This window comes from Reichenbachiella sp., from assembly GCF_039941815.1.
Lineage (GTDB): Bacteria > Bacteroidota > Bacteroidia > Cytophagales > Cyclobacteriaceae > Reichenbachiella.
Map to the genome: position 1 here is coordinate 282668 of NZ_JBDVDW010000014.1, position 19226 is coordinate 301893.

At 41.5% G+C, this 19226-nt stretch carries 17 protein-coding genes; 3 read left to right on the top strand and 14 right to left on the bottom strand.

Annotation, left to right across the window (positions count from 1 at the left end; genetic code table 11):
- Positions 1–7 precede the first annotated feature (7 nt).
- From ABJF11_RS02155 to ABJF11_RS02175, 5 genes are all read right to left on the bottom strand, one after another.
- Entirely contained in the window at positions 8–1210 is a 1203-nt protein-coding gene (locus ABJF11_RS02155) for a hypothetical protein (RefSeq protein WP_348117743.1), read from the bottom strand.
- Positions 1211–1216: 6 nt separating this feature from the next.
- Positions 1217–2086, bottom strand: a complete 870-nt coding sequence (locus ABJF11_RS02160) for an outer membrane beta-barrel protein (RefSeq protein ID WP_348117745.1) — start codon at positions 2084–2086, stop codon at positions 1217–1219.
- Between the two features lie 4 nt (positions 2087–2090).
- Positions 2091–3812 carry a DUF1501 domain-containing protein gene (locus ABJF11_RS02165; RefSeq protein ID WP_348117746.1) on the bottom strand — a complete coding sequence of 574 codons (1722 nt, stop codon included), beginning with the start codon at positions 3810–3812 and terminating at the stop codon, positions 2091–2093.
- A gap of 10 nt (positions 3813–3822) precedes the next feature.
- Entirely contained in the window at positions 3823–5580 is a 1758-nt protein-coding gene (locus ABJF11_RS02170) for a DUF1800 family protein (protein WP_348117747.1), read from the bottom strand.
- Between the two features lie 121 nt (positions 5581–5701).
- Positions 5702–7258: a GH3 auxin-responsive promoter family protein gene (locus ABJF11_RS02175; protein WP_348117748.1), complete on the bottom strand. Its 1557-nt coding sequence runs from the start codon at positions 7256–7258 to the stop codon at positions 5702–5704.
- 117 nt (positions 7259–7375) lie between these two features.
- Between ABJF11_RS02175 and ABJF11_RS02180 the strand changes: the two genes are divergently transcribed.
- Complete coding sequence (locus ABJF11_RS02180; protein ID WP_348117749.1) at positions 7376–8053, top strand: YggS family pyridoxal phosphate-dependent enzyme; 678 nt, start codon at positions 7376–7378, stop codon at positions 8051–8053.
- Positions 8054–8063: 10 nt separating this feature from the next.
- Here ABJF11_RS02180 and ABJF11_RS02185 read toward each other — a convergent pair whose 3' ends face one another.
- From ABJF11_RS02185 to ABJF11_RS02225, 9 genes are all read right to left on the bottom strand, one after another.
- The gene (locus ABJF11_RS02185) at positions 8064–10325 is read right to left on the bottom strand and encodes a hypothetical protein (protein WP_348117750.1); all 2262 of its coding nucleotides are present in this window, start codon (positions 10323–10325) and stop codon (positions 8064–8066) included.
- Entirely contained in the window at positions 10322–11353 is a 1032-nt protein-coding gene (locus tag ABJF11_RS02190) for a S8 family serine peptidase (RefSeq protein WP_348117751.1), read from the bottom strand. Before ABJF11_RS02190 ends, ABJF11_RS02185 begins: the two co-directional genes overlap by 4 nt.
- Positions 11353–12609 carry a hypothetical protein gene (locus ABJF11_RS02195; protein ID WP_348117753.1) on the bottom strand — a complete coding sequence of 419 codons (1257 nt, stop codon included), beginning with the start codon at positions 12607–12609 and terminating at the stop codon, positions 11353–11355. Before ABJF11_RS02195 ends, ABJF11_RS02190 begins: the two co-directional genes overlap by 1 nt.
- A 26-nt stretch (positions 12610–12635) precedes the next feature.
- Positions 12636–13298 (bottom strand): TIGR02594 family protein, encoded by a 663-nt coding sequence (locus ABJF11_RS02200; RefSeq protein WP_348117754.1) that lies wholly within the window; start codon positions 13296–13298, stop codon positions 12636–12638.
- A 107-nt stretch (positions 13299–13405) separates the two neighbouring features.
- The gene (locus tag ABJF11_RS02205; protein ID WP_348117755.1) at positions 13406–13771 is read right to left on the bottom strand and encodes a methylglyoxal synthase; all 366 of its coding nucleotides are present in this window, start codon (positions 13769–13771) and stop codon (positions 13406–13408) included.
- Positions 13772–13834: 63 nt separating this feature from the next.
- Complete coding sequence (gene pgi, locus ABJF11_RS02210) at positions 13835–15484, bottom strand: glucose-6-phosphate isomerase (RefSeq protein WP_348117757.1); 1650 nt, start codon at positions 15482–15484, stop codon at positions 13835–13837.
- Positions 15485–15499: 15 nt separating this feature from the next.
- On the bottom strand, positions 15500–16168 hold the full coding sequence (locus ABJF11_RS02215) for an HAD family phosphatase (protein ID WP_348117758.1): 669 nt from the start codon (positions 16166–16168) through the stop codon (positions 15500–15502).
- Between the two features lie 88 nt (positions 16169–16256).
- Positions 16257–16988, bottom strand: a complete 732-nt coding sequence (locus ABJF11_RS02220; RefSeq protein ID WP_348117759.1) for a hypothetical protein — start codon at positions 16986–16988, stop codon at positions 16257–16259.
- Positions 16988–17560 carry an RNA polymerase sigma factor gene (locus tag ABJF11_RS02225; protein ID WP_348117761.1) on the bottom strand — a complete coding sequence of 191 codons (573 nt, stop codon included), beginning with the start codon at positions 17558–17560 and terminating at the stop codon, positions 16988–16990. Before ABJF11_RS02225 ends, ABJF11_RS02220 begins: the two co-directional genes overlap by 1 nt.
- A gap of 300 nt (positions 17561–17860) precedes the next feature.
- On the opposite strand from ABJF11_RS02225, the gene ABJF11_RS02230 reads away from it, so the two are divergent.
- A complete protein-coding gene (locus tag ABJF11_RS02230; RefSeq protein ID WP_348117762.1) occupies positions 17861–18493 on the top strand; it encodes a class I SAM-dependent methyltransferase in 633 nt (210 codons plus the stop codon).
- 8 nt (positions 18494–18501) lie between these two features.
- Positions 18502–19221, top strand: a complete 720-nt coding sequence (locus tag ABJF11_RS02235; RefSeq protein ID WP_348117764.1) for a hypothetical protein — start codon at positions 18502–18504, stop codon at positions 19219–19221.
- Positions 19222–19226 lie beyond the last annotated feature (5 nt).

Genomic DNA, 19226 nt, shown 5'->3' on the forward strand with positions numbered 1-19226 from the left:
CGCATTTTTATAACAAATCCAAAAGCTCTTCTTCTGAGACTTTAAATAAACATAAACGTTGAAATTTGCCTGCTACCTGGGTAGTACCTAGAACGGCGAGTCCATTGTCAACAGTAATTTCTAATGCGCCTAATTGATATGGGTTGGAAAAACCAAGGTAATGAACTGCCACGTATTCGCCAGTTGTGGAATCAAAAAGATGCAGGACGATTTGTTGATTTTTGGTGGTAGTAGCCATGATCACATAATCTGAATCACCAAGCGCAATGCTCTCCATTTTTACGACGGCACCCACCTCCCACTCCAGCATTGGGTTGCTTTCAATATCACTGGCGGCTATTGTGCCACTGGTACTCAGAGTGGTCATAGCATTAGAATAGTTATCACCAAAATTGAAGCGAGAGATCGCAAATTGGCCTCCATCCATAGAAAGCAAACTACTTACTCCTCCTTCGTCTTGCTGACCTTGCACTACTCCAGTAGGGTTATTATCACTTAAATCACTAAACAGTAAGGAAAGTGTGTAATTGTAAAATCCATTTAGATAATACAAGCCATTGCTGGCACGTCCGGCAAAAAATGGAAGACTTCTTCCTGTTCGGGTGAAATGATCTATGATAGGTTCTTCGACTGCCTGTCCAGCTCCTATTCCAAATTCACTTTGGCCACCGACTGATCCATCTGCACTCATTGTAGAAAGTACGGTTGTTTTGTTGGTAGAATTATAGCTAAGAAGTATGAACTGATCTGACCCGTCATTTTCGGCATACAAGGGATAAGTGACCCCCAGAGATATCGTACTGACCACTCTTGCGGAGTCATCAACCTGGTTTAGATAGGCCTGCAGACCAATAGCATCCATACTCACAAAATAATGCGAACCACCCAAAGTAAGGATTTGACCAACGGGGTGCACATTGTCATCTCGCATGTAAGTGTTCCTTATAAATTCTCCTTGATCGTCGATACTCGCAATGTAGGTTCCGAGAAAATTGGTATCATCGCGACGATAGTTTCCAAGTAGTAGAAAGCCCTCTCCTTCGGTCTGAAGAATATCTACTGCGCTGATAGCATGATCAAACTGATGGCTATCATAGATTTTCAGAAAAGAGGTAGCCGGATTCACATCCTTGTTGTCTGAAATATCACAAGCTGATACCATCAGAATCAATATCAGAAAGCCTATCTTATTGTGTAAATTAATATTCATAACCTTCTAAAAATCTGAATTGAAACTTTTGCTAATAAATCGCATTGGGAAAAACACGCCAACATTCATGGTCAGATTGTCAAGAGTCAGATCATCTAGAGCATCTCCTGAAGAGGCCAGCCTATTGTCGCGATACCTGTTCTCTGCGCTGGCAATATTATTTAACCCATATCGGTAGTTAATGTCCATCGACAGTCGAATATTTCCTGGATCATAGTGCACTCCTACTCCCGCCATCAGGCCTAACGAGGACCCAATAAAGATATCTTTTGCTCCCACGATAATTGCAGGCGGCTGATATGGCTGTACAGCGCCGGAGGCCATGTCATTATTTTCGATGGTCACTTCTTTGCTGGCATTGAGCAGTCGGCTATAGTAGGCTCCGATCTGAACAAATGGTCTTAGTTTCTCTTGAAGGATATCGTACTTAAACATCAGCGGTAGATCTATATACTCCAGATGATTTTTCTGATCATAATTGAGGATCACCTGATCGGCTGAATTGCTCAATGATTCATATGTATAAGAGTTGTGATAGGTGAAATTGAATCTAGCGTAGTTTGGAAAGAAGGCCACAGAAAAACCTCGATGATAAAATACGAATTCTAATCCCACCTGCGATCCTAAAGTCTTGAAATTATCATAATCCTTCTCTAGTTCTGCATCTGCAAAATCTAAACCCGAAAATGTAGAATAGAAGGCCGTCGGGTTGGCTTTCGTTAAGTTGGGTCCTCCTTTAAGTCCAATCCAAAACTGGGTTTGAAGAAATTTTTGATTCGGATTGAGAGGTCTTTTAGGCTTCTCCTTTTTTTGAGCTATTCCCTGATAACTCAGAAAAAAAGAGAGAATGAATAAAAATCGTATCAAGTTGCGCATAAGTTTAGTTCTTTACGATAAGTTTTTTGGATGATTTCAGTAAGCCTGCTTTGATTCGATAGACGTAGGTGCCTGGTGCCAATTCAGAAACATCTAAAGTCATCTCATGTTCGCCGATGGCCTTTCTTTCCTGCAGTATTTGCTTGACCAATTTACCCGTGTGGTCATACAAATCAAGTTCTACCCTAGCTGAGGCATTCAGATAAAATCCGATTTTAGTCTCCTTCACCGCTGGATTTGGATAGCACTCCTTGAGATGAAAGCGGTGAGTAATAAAGTCCTCTACTCCAGTGATCACAGATTTGGAAACCTCCACTTTTTCAACCGCATTTCCATCATCATCTGTACCGTCGATGTAGTTATTGAAAAATATATCGTTGGTGATGGTGCTCTTGTCCACCTGCATCCAATCCTCCAAAATACTGGCATATATTTGTCTATAATCATACTGCATCCCTACATTACTATCAGACATGTCCGGATTGGTACCGTATACTCCTGGATTGGCACCTTTTCCGAATATCAACATAGGGCCACCTGTACCATGATCTGTGCCATAGCTACCATTGGATCCGATCCTTCGGCCAAATTCAGACATAGTCACAGAAAGCACTCTGTCCTCAATTCCTCTGGCTCGCAAATCATCTTGGAAAGCTTTCATAGCCGAAGAAATATGATACAACAGCGCCGCGTGATTTCCCATGGTCGGATCATAGCTTTCTACCTGATCTGCATGAGTATCGAATCCGCCGATTTTCACTAGAAAGACTTTCGTTTTCGCACCTTGCCCAGGTCCACCTCCATCTAGCAATCTGGCTACTAACTGCAATTGCGGCGTGAGTCGATTTCTTTTACTACCGTCTGGTGCGTTAAATGGGTAAACCTCCGGATATGTGACAGATGTCTCTGAGGCAGCATTGTAGATTTCAAGGAGTCTTGCAGCATAATCTTCCGATTTATCCTCCAACCCAAGGATCCAATTCATCTCATTCCAATATGGTGAATTGAGAAGATACTCTGGCGGGCGACCTCGGGGGTCAGTTCCCTGGTCTTCAAAACCGTCGAGGTTTTCGATAAGGTTGGCGAAAGCTGCAGGGTTTCCACCAAGCGAAATCGAAGATGGAATATTTCCATTTTGATGAAAAACTAGTGATACGTCACTTCCAAGCTCTATGGCCAGTGGATCTGGCATCTCGGTATTAGGAAAATCATCGGGATATACCTGGGGCGAATAATTGCTCTGCAGATATCTGCCTACCCATCCGGAAGAATAGAAATCATCCACTCCACCTCCCATATTCCAAATATCACGACCTCTGAAGTGGGAACCATTATTATTCTTGTATGACACTCCTTGTACTATTGCCATTCGACCGCGATCATAAAGCTCCTTTACTCCAAGCATATCCGGGTGCAACCCTACCTGATCAGCGGATGCAAGTGTGCTATCCAATGGAATAAACCTTCTTGGACCGTTGTTAGAAGGTATCGCAATATTTGCCCGACGGCTATAATATTCATCATATTGCCCAGCAGGAATAATAGTGTTGACTCCATCATTACCACCCAAAAGCTGTAAGATTACAATAACCCGATCATTGGTGCTGCTGGCTGCCATTTGACGAAAATAATTATTTCGTGCGATCAGATTTATTGGAACCCCACTGATGGCAAATGGTGCACTCGCTGCCAATGGTATCTTCTTTAAAAAACTTCTTCTTTTCATTGTGCTGGGTTTAGGAAAGTTGATGCTCCGGTGATTGCAAAAGTGCATTCATGAGGTTCTTGAGTTGCTGCTCGACTACCTCCTCGTCCACCATATTGTTCCACCTAAATGTCCATGATCCTTCCGGGTCAGCATCTATTTGCGGCGAGTATAAAAAGGCCATAAGAAAATAATTCAACCTTTCAGCTGTAATTTCAGCAGAATCATCGGCGCTCGCATCGAAAGTCAGATTATCATTAACAGGTAGAAAATATCTGCACAATTCGATGATGAGATCGTTGGCATCTGCTGCAACGGTAGAGAACCGGTCCTGAATGAATTGAACCAAATCCAATCCTATTCCGCCTGGCTCGTCCATATTTTGATTGTCCACCAGCTGCTGAGCAAACTGATATCGTTCGGCCAAATAATTTGTAGATATCCAGCTTCTGTTAAATATTGGAAACTGGTGATAAGCCGGATAACCTGCCACTTCTGCAGGTTCATAATAGACCATGCCTTGACTGTTCATATATGCCTGGACATTGTCCATGAATGCATAATAGTTCTCAAGGTCAGTTTCATAATCTGGTATGGTTACCTCCAGATTTTTAATCGTTCCTAGTACAAGATCTAGTGGAGATTTTATAATTCCGCCAAAACTATCGTTTTCCGTACCTGTACCATTTTCATAGAAATGTTCGCTCTGAAATAGGTCCAATAGTACGGGTTGAATTTTATAGCCACCATTAACGAACGTCGCGGTCATATTTGCTATTATATCCTCATCGATTGAGGTATCTATGTTGTAGTACACATAAAACCTGTATATTTTTCTACAAATATTTTTGGCAGCTTCATCCGAAACGCCATAAATCAATTCCACCAGCTGATCGATCTCGTCCAGCGCACTTTCTTCTGTAGGAGAGCCACCTTGTAAAAGATCTGGATCAGGTGCAATCGTAGCATCATTGAATCTGTAACTAAATTGCTTAGTCGTATTGTCATGGGATGAGGCTATAGTCCCTCCTCTCACCACGCCTCTGGGCAGCTCAGTATCCGGATCTATATTGGTGAAGGTGGTATCAATATTAAACCCTGAGAATACCAATGCTGCGGCCTGCACATCCTGCTCGGTATAATTGAAATAATCTCCTGGCGAAGGTAACGGTGACAAGGAGCCTTCCAGACCTCTGCCTATCGAAAACAATTCTAAAAATTCTCGACCAAAGTTTTCATTGGGACTTCCCAAAACATTGGTATCACCGTCCAAGTATCTAAGCATGGCATTTTCTACGCAGACTTTTTTTGATAATGACTTGAAGTTGATTTCTGTGTCTTCGACATCATCAAAGCTGTACTGTCTGAAAAGTGCATTTTGATAATATATGGATTTACTATTATTGACTTTCGATTCGATTGTCGTGAATATCGTGTGTAGAAGAAAAGTGATTTTTTCCCTAGTCGCATATGAAATAGCTTGATCGTCTGCTACTCCAAGACTTAAGAGTTGTCCAAAGTGCCAAGATTTCAGATACCTTCTCAGTGTATCTTCTCCAGAATTGGCATCTGTAGTTGGCAAAGTGATCCACTCTTCTCCTGTTTGTGTATCTATAGGCAGACCAGGTTCGGCGAGGTCTTCCATGATAAATAGAACCTCCATGGCTTCTGCGGCGGTCATTGCAGCAATCTGATCAATCTGTGCTTTTGTAGCTCCGAATGTAGCTCGTCTCAACAAGTGAGCCGCGCGCTTTCTTCCCAAAGTTCCGGCTAAAGCGGTTAATGGCATAAGTGGGGGATTATTAGTTAGATTAATAGAAGACTATCTATTACAATAATATTACAAATATTATATGAAACGAACTATATCAAGAAATAATATAATTATTTAGAGATAAACTTCGCTTTTATCAATCATTAACCCTTCGTTTTGAGTTTAGGAAATCTGTCCAGTGTTTCTGCCTTTCTCCACTTAGCACTCTTGGAAATTTGTGCTGTCCCCCGGCTTTACCCAAACTACTCATCCAAGAGTAGAACATTTCTGATGGCAACAGTTCAATGAATATCTCTTTCAATGCTGCAGACCTTTCTACTCGATAGTCGTCATTTAGCTGCATGAGATATTTATCGAGCAGCTTTCGAAACCTTCCTTTGTTCACAGGGTCATCTGTACCGATATACCATCGATGGGCGAAAAGAGACTCATAAGATTCTCCACAAACTGTAAATTCTTTAACAGTGATATTAAGATCATTAGCCGCCAGCTCTAAAGCTTCGTTCATATTATCAAGCGAAAGATGCTCTCCACAAAGACTAAGAAAGTGTTTGGTTCGGCCTTTAATGATAATTTCAACATCCTTCTTGTTGGTAAATTCGATAACATCTCCTATCAAATAGCGCCACGCTCCAGCATTAGTGCTTAGCAGTAAGGCATACTCAATCCCTTCCTTCACCTCATCTATTTTGAAGGTTTCTGGGTTTTTATTGAGCTCTCCATTCATATCGAAGTTGCGATTGGTAAATGGAATGAACTCATAGAATATCCCGTTGTTTAGCACCAGTCTCATTGACGAATGTTCTGGTTTGTCCTGAAAGGCAATAAAGCCCTCTGATGCAAGATAGGTCTCCATATAGAACATGGGCTCGGCTAACAATTTCTCAAAGCCTCTTTTGTATGGTTTGAAAGAGACTCCACCATGTACGAATATTTTGAGATTGGGCCAGATATCATGAATCGTACTTACTCCATATTGTGCTATGATCTTCTCCATGAGCAGCTGGATCCATGCGGGTACACCTACAATAACTCCCACATTCCACTCCTTGGCTCTATGTACGATTTCATCCAACTTTGAATTCCAATCTGGGGCCTTAGCTATTTTTTTGCCCGGCTTATAGAACCGCTGAAGCCAGATTGGTATCTGACTGGTGGTAATACCACTGAGATCTCCTTCGAAGTAGGTCCCATTGAACTTGAGGTCTGTGCTACCTCCCACCATAAGAATGTCTGTCTCATAGTACTTGGAATCAATCTCAAGCTTCGAGAGTGCAAGCAACTGTCGTACGCCAGTCTTTTGCATGGAACGGAGAATGTCTTTTGTGACAGGTATATGCTTAGATGGAGCGCCAGACGTGCCAGAACTCAGCGCATAGTACTTCACTTTTCCCGGCCAGGTTACATCTTTGATCCCTTCTCTTGATTTGGACCACCACTCGTTATTGATGGAATCATAGTCATGGATGGGTACGTTGCTTTTATAATACTTATAGAAGAGATCCTGATCTTGATCTTTGAAACCATTGAGTATGGTTTTAAAATAGTAATATCGTCCAAAATAAGTATCCTTGGCTGTGATGAGCAACTTGCGCAGCTCGGTTTTCTGAAGGTCGAAGGGTGAGGCGTAGTCCTGCTCCAGACTTTCGCGCAAGCGAATGCCACGTTTCAGTAGATTTCCTAATATAGCCATGTTAGTTCAACAACTGATTGATAAAATAGTTGCATCAAATTAGTAGAAATAATGAATTGAACTACTCTAAGTTAATTGTTATTTTGTTAATTCACGATTAAGAAATAAGCAACAAATATGTCTATAACCGAGTCTCTCCATACGATCAACAAGACCCTTGAGAAAAGTGGCACTACCCTCGTGGCCGTGAGTAAAACCAAGCCTAACGAGCTAATAATGGAAGCCTATGAGGCTGGACAGCGAATATTCGGGGAAAACAAGGTGCAGGAGCTTGTCGATAAGCAGGCCAGTCTGCCCAAAGATATCGAGTGGCACATGATAGGTCATCTCCAGCGCAACAAGGTGAAGTATCTGGCTCCATTTGTCAGTCTTATCCATGGGGTGGACACGCTAAAACTTCTTCGCGAGATCAATAAAGAAGGGCGGAAAAACGATCGGGTAATTCCTTGCCTACTTCAGGTGCATATTGCCAAAGAGGATACCAAATTTGGATTTAGTACCGAGGAACTGCACGAAATATTGAGCTCATCTGTTCTCGACGAACTTGAATATGTTTCTATTAAAGGACTAATGGGTATGGCTACTAATACTCCTGATGAGGCACAAGTAAAATCTGAATTTGAAGGCCTAAAGTCGCTCTTTGATGAAATAAACCAAAAGTATAAGCATACCCAATTGGATCTAAAAGAGATTTCTATGGGTATGAGTGGTGATTATTTATTGGCTATAGAGGTAGGCAGCACTATGGTACGGATTGGAAGCACCATCTTCGGTGCTCGAAACTATCCCCAATAGTTGTCTTTCCCTATTTAGATTTACTATAGAAGTTGATAATCGGTATGTCTACTGCGATAAAAAACTTGCCACTAAATGTCACTCCATCCCCCGTAGTAATTGTGGTAGATTCTATCGTTCTCAATTGTGGACCTAGCTGCCCACCAATCCCCCAGGATACGGGTAGCTTAGCCACACCACGTACGTAATATAGTCCGGGGGCAAAGATATTACTGAGCGAGACTTCAGGCAGTTCGGATGTTTCGCTGTCATTGAATCGTAGCACTGAGAAGGCGGTGACATCTATGACGGATAGAAAGAGTGAATTAGAAACATGTTTGGCCTTTACACCCTCTTCGTTCTCGTTTTTATTCTTTCCCCAATTGAAGGCTATTCCTACCGGAGTATGAACACCAAAAATCACAGCCCACTCCTCGGTATCTCCGCTGTACTCATACCCAGGCGACAAACCCACGTATGCATTGAGTCCAACACTAAAATCTGTCTTCTTCTTGATGGATGCACTTCCTGCTGGCAGTGCAATAGTCTCTATTATTTTTTCTACCTCATCAGAGTTCTCAGCCTTTGCAATACTTGACGCCAGATTGCCATACTTCATTATTTTCTTTAGCAGTACGGTGTATCGCTCAAGTATCTTTCTATCCAGCTGCCCTGATCGATTGGCAATTCGACCTTTGATGGTCTCCATAATTTTTTTGACTGCCTCCCTATTGTTTCCATTGACAGTAGCGCTCAATATGGTAAGAGCGTTGAGCAATTCGTCGATTTCTGCACTTTGGTCTTGCTCTTCGGCAAACCTTCTAATATTGTCAATTACTACAGTCAGATCATTATCTTCATAAATATTCACCAGATTGGTCCATCTCTGTATCTCAACTACAGCTTCATCAAGCTTTTCTTTTTGTTTCGGGATCGTTTTATCCAGAATAACACTTAAGCTCATCACCGCACCGAAATAATTCTTCTCTTGTACATCCAAATAGAGATTTCCCATCTGTCGAGCAATCTCAATGAATTGATCAAATTTGGCCAAGTCAAAATAGGCCTCCTTAGCTATTGCCTGGACTTGACTGATAGAAACAGTAAGACCTACCATATCAATGACGGAGGTATAAAAGGCGTAATGATCCGCATATCCTGATTTTTGTCCAACCATCTCATTTAGCCTATTTATGGTTTTTAGATTGCGATCGACTATTTCTGTTTGCTGATTTATTTTTTTGATATAAGCACTAAGAGCAGGAATATATTCATTGTAATTTTCACTCAATGCCATTAAATAGGTTCCAAGTTTATAACTCTGATCTCTTTTGTTTTCGAAAGTTATATTCTTGCCTAGTTGATAAATGAGGCCAAGGTAAACTTTCATGGTAGTCTCATTTCGAAATAGCAGCTGCAATGAATCTGAGGAAATCCAATACTGATCAGCCTGCTTGGATGTCAAAGATTGAGATATAAGATTCATCACTTGCAGACTCGGACTCAAATTTCTTACTGTAGAATAGTTGAGGTTTTCATTTGAAATATTGGTCAACATGTCGCCCGGGTGGACTCCATTTTGCAAATCATCTGCGATCAGTAGCGCATTTCCGAGAATAAAATCTACCGTCGGATTAGTTTTTAGATAAGCCGCCATATTCTCCTCGTTTATGAGCTGCTTCAAATGTGGAATCAGATTTTGCAAATCAAACTGAAAGGCCTCCCTCAGCATATTTAGATACCCAGAGAAATTGTATATCTCCTCACCTATTACTTCAAGAAGGTCAAACGTTTGAGGAAATAAAATTTTGAGCTCTGCATAGTTCTCCAGGTCTTCTTTGAACTTTTCAAAAAATGCCATGGTCAATTCCTGTTTGGCTCTTTTCACTAAAAACTTGGCTAACCCATCGGCGACTGTGGAGACGTTGAACCCGGATACAGAAGCTCCAATAGACTTGGCTTTCTCAGAAACACCAGATATCGAACGATCGGAAAAATTACTCTGCCCATAGCTTTTAAAGGAAATGAGAGGATTTTCTTCCTTGTTGAGCAAGTCTGACATCGCGTTGTATAATTCTTCGTCGCTGGAATAATCACCCGTTAATCCGTATCTTCTAAAGACCTCTTCCAATGAACGGATATTCTCAGCATTAACTCTAATCCTTATTTCACCACTGCGGTCGGTTGTACTTTGAGATTGGAGATAAAAAGCATCGTAGTAGGCATTCTGGCTAAGTGCGACCGTACTGGATAAGAAAAGTGCACAAGCGATTAGTTTGCTTATTGGATTCATGATTTATAGTTTTTGAGTGGTTCGGGTTGATTGCTCAATGGAACATTGAGAGATTCTATATATTTTTTTACTGCTGCGAATCGATTTTTATCTTTTGCGATCTTATTTTTTTCGATATATCGTGCGACTATCGAAGTGACAACTGCTGCATAAGCGCTGTCATCCTTGATTCGACCATCAAGATCTGTACTAAGTGACGCAAATGAGGCAAGTTCCGCATTTACAAAACAAGTATCATACAAGTCCAAAAATGAGTAGTTAGTTACGTTTTTAAGCCAGTCTACGTCGAAAACTCCAATCTTGAGTACATTTTTCAACCCACTAATATTATTTACCCTAAGCCCTTCCCCAGCTGCCACCACTGTCACTATTCCATCCGCATTGAGCTGGTCTATTAGCGGCTGAGCTTTAGCAACCGTTTTACGCGAAATATCAATACTCATATTCACCACGTCTATATTGGAACGAAGATTTTTTGACGGATCTGCAAGCTCTTCCAAAGCAAGAATCACAGCATAATCGTCAATAGCATTTTCCTGATCTGATACCCGAAGGCTATACAAATCAGAAGTGTTTCTGCCGAGTACCGCTTTATTACAGCTTATCAATCCAGCCACTCTTTGACCATGAGAATGCAGGTCGCTCAGTGATTTTCCTTCCAGGTAGCTTATATTATCCTTAAGCAAACCGGCTAACGTCGGCTGAGCTGAATTGACCCCGCTATCGAGCATTGCGACTCCTACACCTTGCCCTGTGCCGGGAAACAAAGTGATATAGTCCTGAAATCTAGCTAGCTCGGTTAATTCGATTTCATTTTCGTTCTCTTGTGGAATAGACAATCCTCCACTCCAATAGTAGTTATTGGCTTCATCTCTCAACCAAACATCTATTCCCTCATAGGGGTCTCCAGTATACTTTTGGCCATCGACCTGAAGTTCGCTTCCTGGTGCGAGGTATTGGTAGGTCGGGGCATTTACACTGGGGCTTCCTACTCTTACATTCAAGTATTTTGTGACTGTGACTTTCATTAACCTACGGTTTTTGGTTTTTGGTTTTGAGGGCTTGCAGCGGCTACTGTTCCGGTAGGCTCTTTGACTGTTCCCCTGAGTTTCATAAGCTTATTTAGCATATCAAACCAAAACGGAGCACCGAGCGAGATAGCCAACGCAGTGATAAAATAACCGAGGATTCGAGGCCAGCCGAGTAGTAAACTGAATAAGTATTGCCACTTCCAGCAGGTACGTACTTCTATACCTTTGGCGGATCTATCATAGGGACCTATGAGGTTAGAGGCAATAGCTGCATTGACGTATTCCGGATATATTATTTTTCCTTTCTTGTTTATTTTTAAAGAATCTGGAAGCCAGGATCCAAGCCCCAAAGTAGAATTTGCAGCTTCCATGTCTTTTCTGAGCTCATCATTTACTTTTTGCAGTTCCTCCAGTCGGGTATTGTAGTCAACCAGTGCAGCCTTAGTTGCTGAGTCTAACTTCAACGTATCCGTTCCAACTTTGACTCCAGTTGGTAAAATATCCCCATACTTTTGATGCGAATTGTTTTCTATGTAGGCACTAGCCATCTGTACCATTTTGTCTCTGGCATCTTGATCTACAGATAATTTTTTGACAATCGAAAATGTATCAACATTAAAAAACCACGCAATAAAGAAACCGATGATCAGTAAGATTTTTTGCATTCGCTGTTTGTACCACTCTGTGGTCTGCTCCATGGTTCGATCAAACCAATTTTCGAGTTGACCTCGAAATTTTTCTAAGTCATTTTGACAATCGTCCAAGAGGCTCTCGACATACTCGGCTGTACTCGATCCAAGTATTACATGTTCTAAGTCCTTCGGTTTGATATCTGTTGTCTTGATCAGTTTATTCAGACCTGATCTGATTTGTTCAACCTCCGTCTTTCCACTCCCCAGTTTTTTAATTTTATCCAGAAGCACCTTAGAAAAATTGGATGCCTTGATGGCTGATGGGCTCAACTGGGATTTCCTACCCAAGTATTTAACTTCCTGATGATTGTAGAAATTATTGATCAGATTGTTAACATATTCTTTTGGAGCTACATCCATAAGTGCAGCCAGCCGTGGATATTTCACGTCACCGTCTGCATCTTCATCATTAATCATACGATTGAGTGCCTCGCGTAAATTTTTTGCTCTAAGGGTAAGGATGTTAGATATGATTTCGGCGATCATAGAAGCAAACAAGCTATAGAGTAGGTAAATGAATACCAGTCCGATCACAACATCAAGGGCTACACTTCCAGTCATAGTAGTTCAGGTTTAGGGCTGAATATTTAAGATTGTAGTAAAGATTCTAATTTTTTTCTAGAGTCATTGTTATAAACTCCATGGACCGTTATCTGCACATTGGCTTGAAGCAATCTAATGGCATGATCAGTTTTAGGGCCGAATATCCCATCAGCATCACCGCAATCATACTGAAGATGGTTTAGTACTTGTTGCAAGGCAATTACATCCGCACCACGGTCACCTAATTTCAGATCTACTTCCGGCAATGAGAGCTGTACTTCAGTACCTACTTTTCTGAATCCTAGCACCTTAGCTGCATCATAGACTCCTACCGATACGGTGTTGCCCTGATTGCCTCCTATACAATATATTTTCTTGTTGTCAGGCGAATGGCCTAGATATAGGGCAACATGTCCCTTCCAGGAATGAAGGCTTTCTCGCCAGAATACCACAATATCTCCAGGGACTGGGTCTTTTGTGGCCAATCCTATTTGCATCCAGCTTCTGGCATTGGCCAATCCGCTTTTCTCAAAACCTACTTGATCACAGCAGAAATTGATAAATATGCTGCACCACGGAGTTTCATCATCTTGTATTCCTGGTATGTTTGATTCTTTCGCATAGGCAAGTATTCGAGGATTGTGTTGGTCTCCTCGGATCTCGGTTGTACCCAGTTCTTTGAATGCGACTTGTAAAAGCTTACTCATGAAGGTTAGTTTGGGTTTGTAAGTACAAGATAAACTAAAACTCCCTGAGTATCAATCCCAGATTACAGGTAATTAAAAGGATGTTATTTTCTATTCAATTACTGGGATTACTCTGTTGCCCAGGCATTGAGTAGTAGTTGTGCTCCGGCAGGATTAGTTGCAAACGGGATATTGTGCACATCGCATAGTCTCATAAGCATTTGTATATCAGGCTCATGCGGGTGCTTGCCTTGTGGGTCTCGAAAGAAAAATATTAGGTCCAATCTGCCTTCTGCCACCATAGTGGCTATCTGTGCATCTCCACCCATCGGACCGGAGAGAAACTTATGTACTTTTAGTCCAGCATTTTCTGCATGCGAGCCTGTAGTCCCTGTAGCCACAATATCAGCATTTATGATCCTTTTTTTGTTTTCCAAAAGGAAAGCGACCATTTCTGCCTTCTTTCCATCATGTGCGATTATTGCAAGTCTCATATCAATTAATTATGGTGACCATAAAGTTATTAACTAAAGTGAATTATGACAGCATTTGATATGTTACCTCCACTCCTTCCACTGATTTATCAGATTATTTGTCGATTGATCGTGTGAGTCAACCTGTTTCTCGTCCTTCAACTCGGGAAGGATTTTGCCTGCAAGCTGCTTGCCGAGTTCTACGCCCCATTGATCAAAACTGAAAATATTCCAGATTACACCTTGAACGAAAATCTTGTGCTCGTACATAGCGATCAATGCCCCCAAATTATAAGGGGTCAGTTTCTTGATCAACATAGAATTGGTCGGTTGGTTGCCTTCAAAAATTTTGAATGGGAGCAATGCTTCGATTTCTTCTTCCTCTTTACCTTCTCTCAGGAGCTCATTGATCACCTGATCTTCGAGTTTGCCTTTCATCAGAGCCTCAGTCTGAGCAAAAAAATTGGCCAGAAGCTTTTCATGATGATCGGACATTGGGTTTTGACTCTGTGCCATTGCTATAAAGTCAGACGGAATCAGTTTGGTTCCCTGATGAATGAGCTGAAAGAATGCATGCTGTCCATTGGTACCGGGCTCACCCCAGATAATGGGGCCAGTCTGGATTGCGATAGGCTCTCCCGTTCTATCAATGAATTTACCGTTGCTTTCCATATCTCCCTGCTGCAAATAGCTGGCAAAACGGTGCAAATACTGATCATAGGGTAAAATTGCGTGCGACTCCGCCCCAAAAAAGTTGTTGTACCAAACACCTAGCATAGCAAGAATTACTGGCATGTTATTTTCAAAATCTGTGTTTCGAAAGTGAATATCCATGGCCTCAGCTCCTTCTAGCAAAGATTTAAAATTTTCAAACCCAACAGCACAAGCTATCGACATACCTATGGAAGACCACAGCGAAAATCTGCCTCCCACCCAATCCCAAAATTCAAACATATTCTCTGAATGAATTCCAAAAGCCTCTACTGCTGCTTTGTTGGTGGAGAGCGCAATAAAATGTTTAGCAACAGCGTCTTCATTCTTAGCACTTTTCAGCAGCCAGTCCTTAGCGGAATGTGCATTGGTCATCGTCTCTTGTGTGGTGAAAGTCTTGGAGGCTACGATAAAAAGTGTCTCCGATGCATCCAGTCCTTTTAGCACCTGATGCAGGTGTGAGCCGTCCACATTGGAAACAAAATATGACTCAATATTTTCTTTTTGATAGGGCTTGAGTGCTTCGGTCACCATGTATGGACCCAGGTCTGAGCCACCGATTCCGATATTGACGATATTTTTGATCACTTTGCCGTCATAGCCTTTCAGTTCTCCGGCATGCAGGCGCTGAGTAAAGGCCTCCATTTTTTTCAATTCCGTTTGTACAAGCGGTCGCACATCCTGACCATCCACCACCAGTGGATCTGTACTACTGCTGCGCAATGCGGTATGCAAAACTGCGCGATCCTCAGTTTCGTTTATTTTTTCACCTTCAAACATGGCCTCAATAGCCTCCTTCAGTTGGCATTCCTTAGCCAGTTGCATCAGCAACGTCTGAGTCTTGTCTGAGTAAATGTTCTTAGAATAGTCTAGCAGAAAATCATTCCACTTGATGGAAAATTTATCGAACCGATTAGGGTCCTTCTCAAACATTTCAATGATTGGGTCTTTCGAAATGTGCTCATAATGATTTTCTAGAGCATCCCAGGTTTTGGTTTCTACCGGATTAACTTTCGGAAACATAGCTTCTTATTCTTATTATAGTGCGTCAATTGTTAAATTTTCTAACAATTTCAGGTCAATGTTGTTGTGGGATTCGAGGGTCAAATCTGCTTTACTGAGATCTTGATTACCAGAATTTGGGTTCTTGTATCCTATACATTTCATACCGGCAGATATGGCTGCCTGCACTCCATGTTTGGCATCTTCAATAACCACACAATGCGCTGGATCAACATCCAATTTTTTGGCGGCCAATAAAAAGATATCTGGATTGGGTTTAGTCCTTTCTACGTCTTGGCTACTCACATAGCCTTCGAAGAAGTTACCAATGGCGAATTTATCTAAAACCAATTTAATATTCTCTCTGGAGGCAGAAGAAGCTACAATCATTTTCACACCGGCTTGATATAATCGCTCAATAAGATCAACCACACCAGCTATAGGATCAAACGAGCCGGTTCGCAATCTATCAATATAAGCCTCATCTCCCTTAAGTGTTAATTCCTGAATAGAGCTGGACAAACCATACTTTTGAATATGTCCCTCCCAGAGGTCACGGGTTCTCATACCCACATATTTTGAATGCTCTTCGACGGGGTATTCGTGTACTCCAAAATCTTTGAGAATCTCGAATTCTGTATCATAGTGAATGGGCTCGCTGTCCATGATCACGCCATCCATATCGAAAATAACTGCTTGCAACATTGTATTGGTATTAGGCGGCAAATCTATTCAACTATTCCCGATATAAAAGCGGATTTTGAATTATGTATTGGAATGAAATCGTCCAAACTTATTCCAATTCCAGCAACAGCTGATTGGCAGTATCAAAATATTGTCCGCCAGGTTTTTTAATAAGCTTTCTAAGTTCAATTTTGCTTGTTTCCAATTCCCCCATCCAAAGCTGCGACATGAGCGCATTCCAATAGATAGTAGAGTCCGTGGGGTTACTAATAAATCCGATTTTATAATAATAAACCGCGCTGTCGTGTTGATCCAATTCGAAGAATAAGCCAGCCTTGATTGCTGCATAATCCATCTTGTTTTCTTGTTCCATTTGGTCTAGTATAAAAATAGCATCTGCTGTCTTGCCCTGATCAAAGTACACCTTCACTTCTTTGAATAAAGAATCTTGAGCCAGCTTGCTAGCCAGATTTTTGCGGATATAGTTGGATTTTGCCAGCTGCCTTACTTCAGGACTCTCGGGAGTAATGACTCTTTTTTGTCCCTGTAACAATAGATATAGCGGAAGCATAATGGCTATCAAAAAGATGGCCGCTACTGATTGATACTTGAAGAATGCTTTCTTGAAATGTGATATTACTCCTGTGCTGGTTTTTTTCTCATCATCTTTCAGTCTCTTGGCTGCTTTTAGCGCTACTGTGAGGCGGGAATAGTCCTGTACTTCTTTGACAAAAGCAGGGTCACTATCCCAGTATGCACGAAATTCTACCAGCTCCTCTTGGCTGAGCTCTTCTTTGAGAAACTTCTCAATTAGTATATTCTTTTTTTCTCGCTCAGACATCAGGATAAATCTTTAAGTATTTTCTTCCAATATTTCAAACATCTGCTCAATGTCGTCTTTGCACTATTTACGGAGCCCAAATGTCCCAGATCATCAGCAATATCTTGATGGGATTTGCCTTCTACGTATTTCAAATTGATTATTTCCTGGCATTTAGACTTTAGTAGACTAAAAGCCCGGAGCGCCTTTTTCGACTCGAGTAAAAAATCTTCCTCCTCGTCCTCAAAAATAGCGATGTCGTACTTATTTGCGACAGCATCTTCCAGCAATGTACGCTCTTCCTTACAATACTTTTCATAGCTCAACTTACGCCGATGTGCCTTTCGCCAGGTGTTGGCTCCCAGGTTTTTGCAGGTTTTGAAAAGGTATCCTTTGGCGATGGACTCGATTCGACCTTTTTTGAGCTGATCCAGTACCAGTATACAAGCATCGTGGTATAGCGTCTGGGCTTCTTCTTTTTCCCAATACAAAAAGTGCTGGATATAGGATATGGCCTCGCTTTCCCAGCTTCGAATAAACAAATCGGCTTCAGACAGCGTGTAGGCCTCGTAGTTTTTGTTAGGTACTTCCATTTATACTCGTAGGACAATAATTCTTGATATTTCCTCTAAGGTCTAGGTGAAAATAATTTTTTCTCAAAAAACTGTTTACGCTTTGCCCCTTCTGTACACTACCTGATTAAATGATTCGAATCGTCGTTCGAACCGGCCGGATTGACCTATGTACAAGGTCAGGATCAACTATAAGTGCTGAAGTGTGCCATCAGCAGGGTGGCTCCTTCATCACTTGTATTGATTAATTAAAATCAAAAATATTCTTTCAACACTACTCCGATGCTCTTAGGAGCCTGGAACCCTAATGTCTTTTCACAAATGAAAACATCAACTGAAACACTGAATTACCCTGAGATTTCGTCTAGTCAAAAATTATTAGACATCGCATACTCAAAAATATTGGGTCAGAAGAAGGATTACTTTCTTCCATATAAATATGAAATGATCAAACAGTACTATGGTCAAAAGTGTCTGGACATAGGTGCAGGCAATGGTAGCTATTCTGAATACCTCAGAAGTCGGCAGCATGACGTCACCTCGCTGGATGTGGTAGACAAATCCAATCATGATCTTGCACGAGACATTCAACTGTTCAACGGTAAGGATATCCCATTTCTCGATAAGACATTTGACACTTCCTTACTCATGTTTGTCTTGCATCATACGAATGTGCAAAACCAGCTCATCCAAGATTGCATTAGGGTGACTCGTAAGTACATTATCATCGCAGAGGACATCATCAGAAACCAGTTTGATTTAGTCTTAGGTGCTATACATCTGCACTCTTCTCCATGGGACAGAGGCAATGACTCTTTCAAAACTCATGCGCAGTGGAAAGATTTTTTTGACAAACACAAACTGGAATTGGTGGAGACAGTCAACATTTCCCGTTGGACCTACCCGATCTATCCTGTCACGCGGAAAATATATGTTTTGAAGGTCAATAAATAGCTCAATTTGTGGCTCAATCAAAACTGGGTACTCATCAGGAGAGGACGATTCTCCTATGGCCATGGTCGATTCCTGGTCATAAAAAAGCGTCCCTTAAGGGTGTACTATGGTCCAGAAAATACTCATCATTTTATCTCATGATAAGCTGGACGTTAGTCGCCCTTTTTGGATTTGCTTCTAATAGAGATTGTGATACGAGCTGGCAGCTCAGTCTCCTGTGTGATCAGGCCATTTGGTTGATCAAACTCAAGACGGAGCCGCTTACATTTATGCAAAGCCTGATCACCTCAGCATGGATACACAACGGCCTCGAACACCTTCTGTTTGTCACTTTTTTTGGCGTGATACTTATTGTTCAATCCTTCGAAGCACACTACGGAACCAGACGTACAGTATTGATATTTTTTGCGAGTCACACGCTTATAGGTATTACTTATGCTTTGATTTTCAACATTGGACTCACGTGGTGGCCAGATAGTACTTTTATAGGTTATGGTTTTGAACGCAACTGGATGGGTGGATCGGTTGGCTTTTTCGCGTTGATTGGCGCTTTCTCGGTTCTCCATCAGAAAGGCTGGATCTTATTCATCACAGCTGCTGCATTCGAATTAATTAACCACTTCGTACTAGGTACAAGCATCCACATATCCATGATTCATTTACTTTGTCTTCTTTATGGAATTCTATTTAGCCGATGGAATCCCTTACCTCCAAAAAACATTGATTAGTCCCA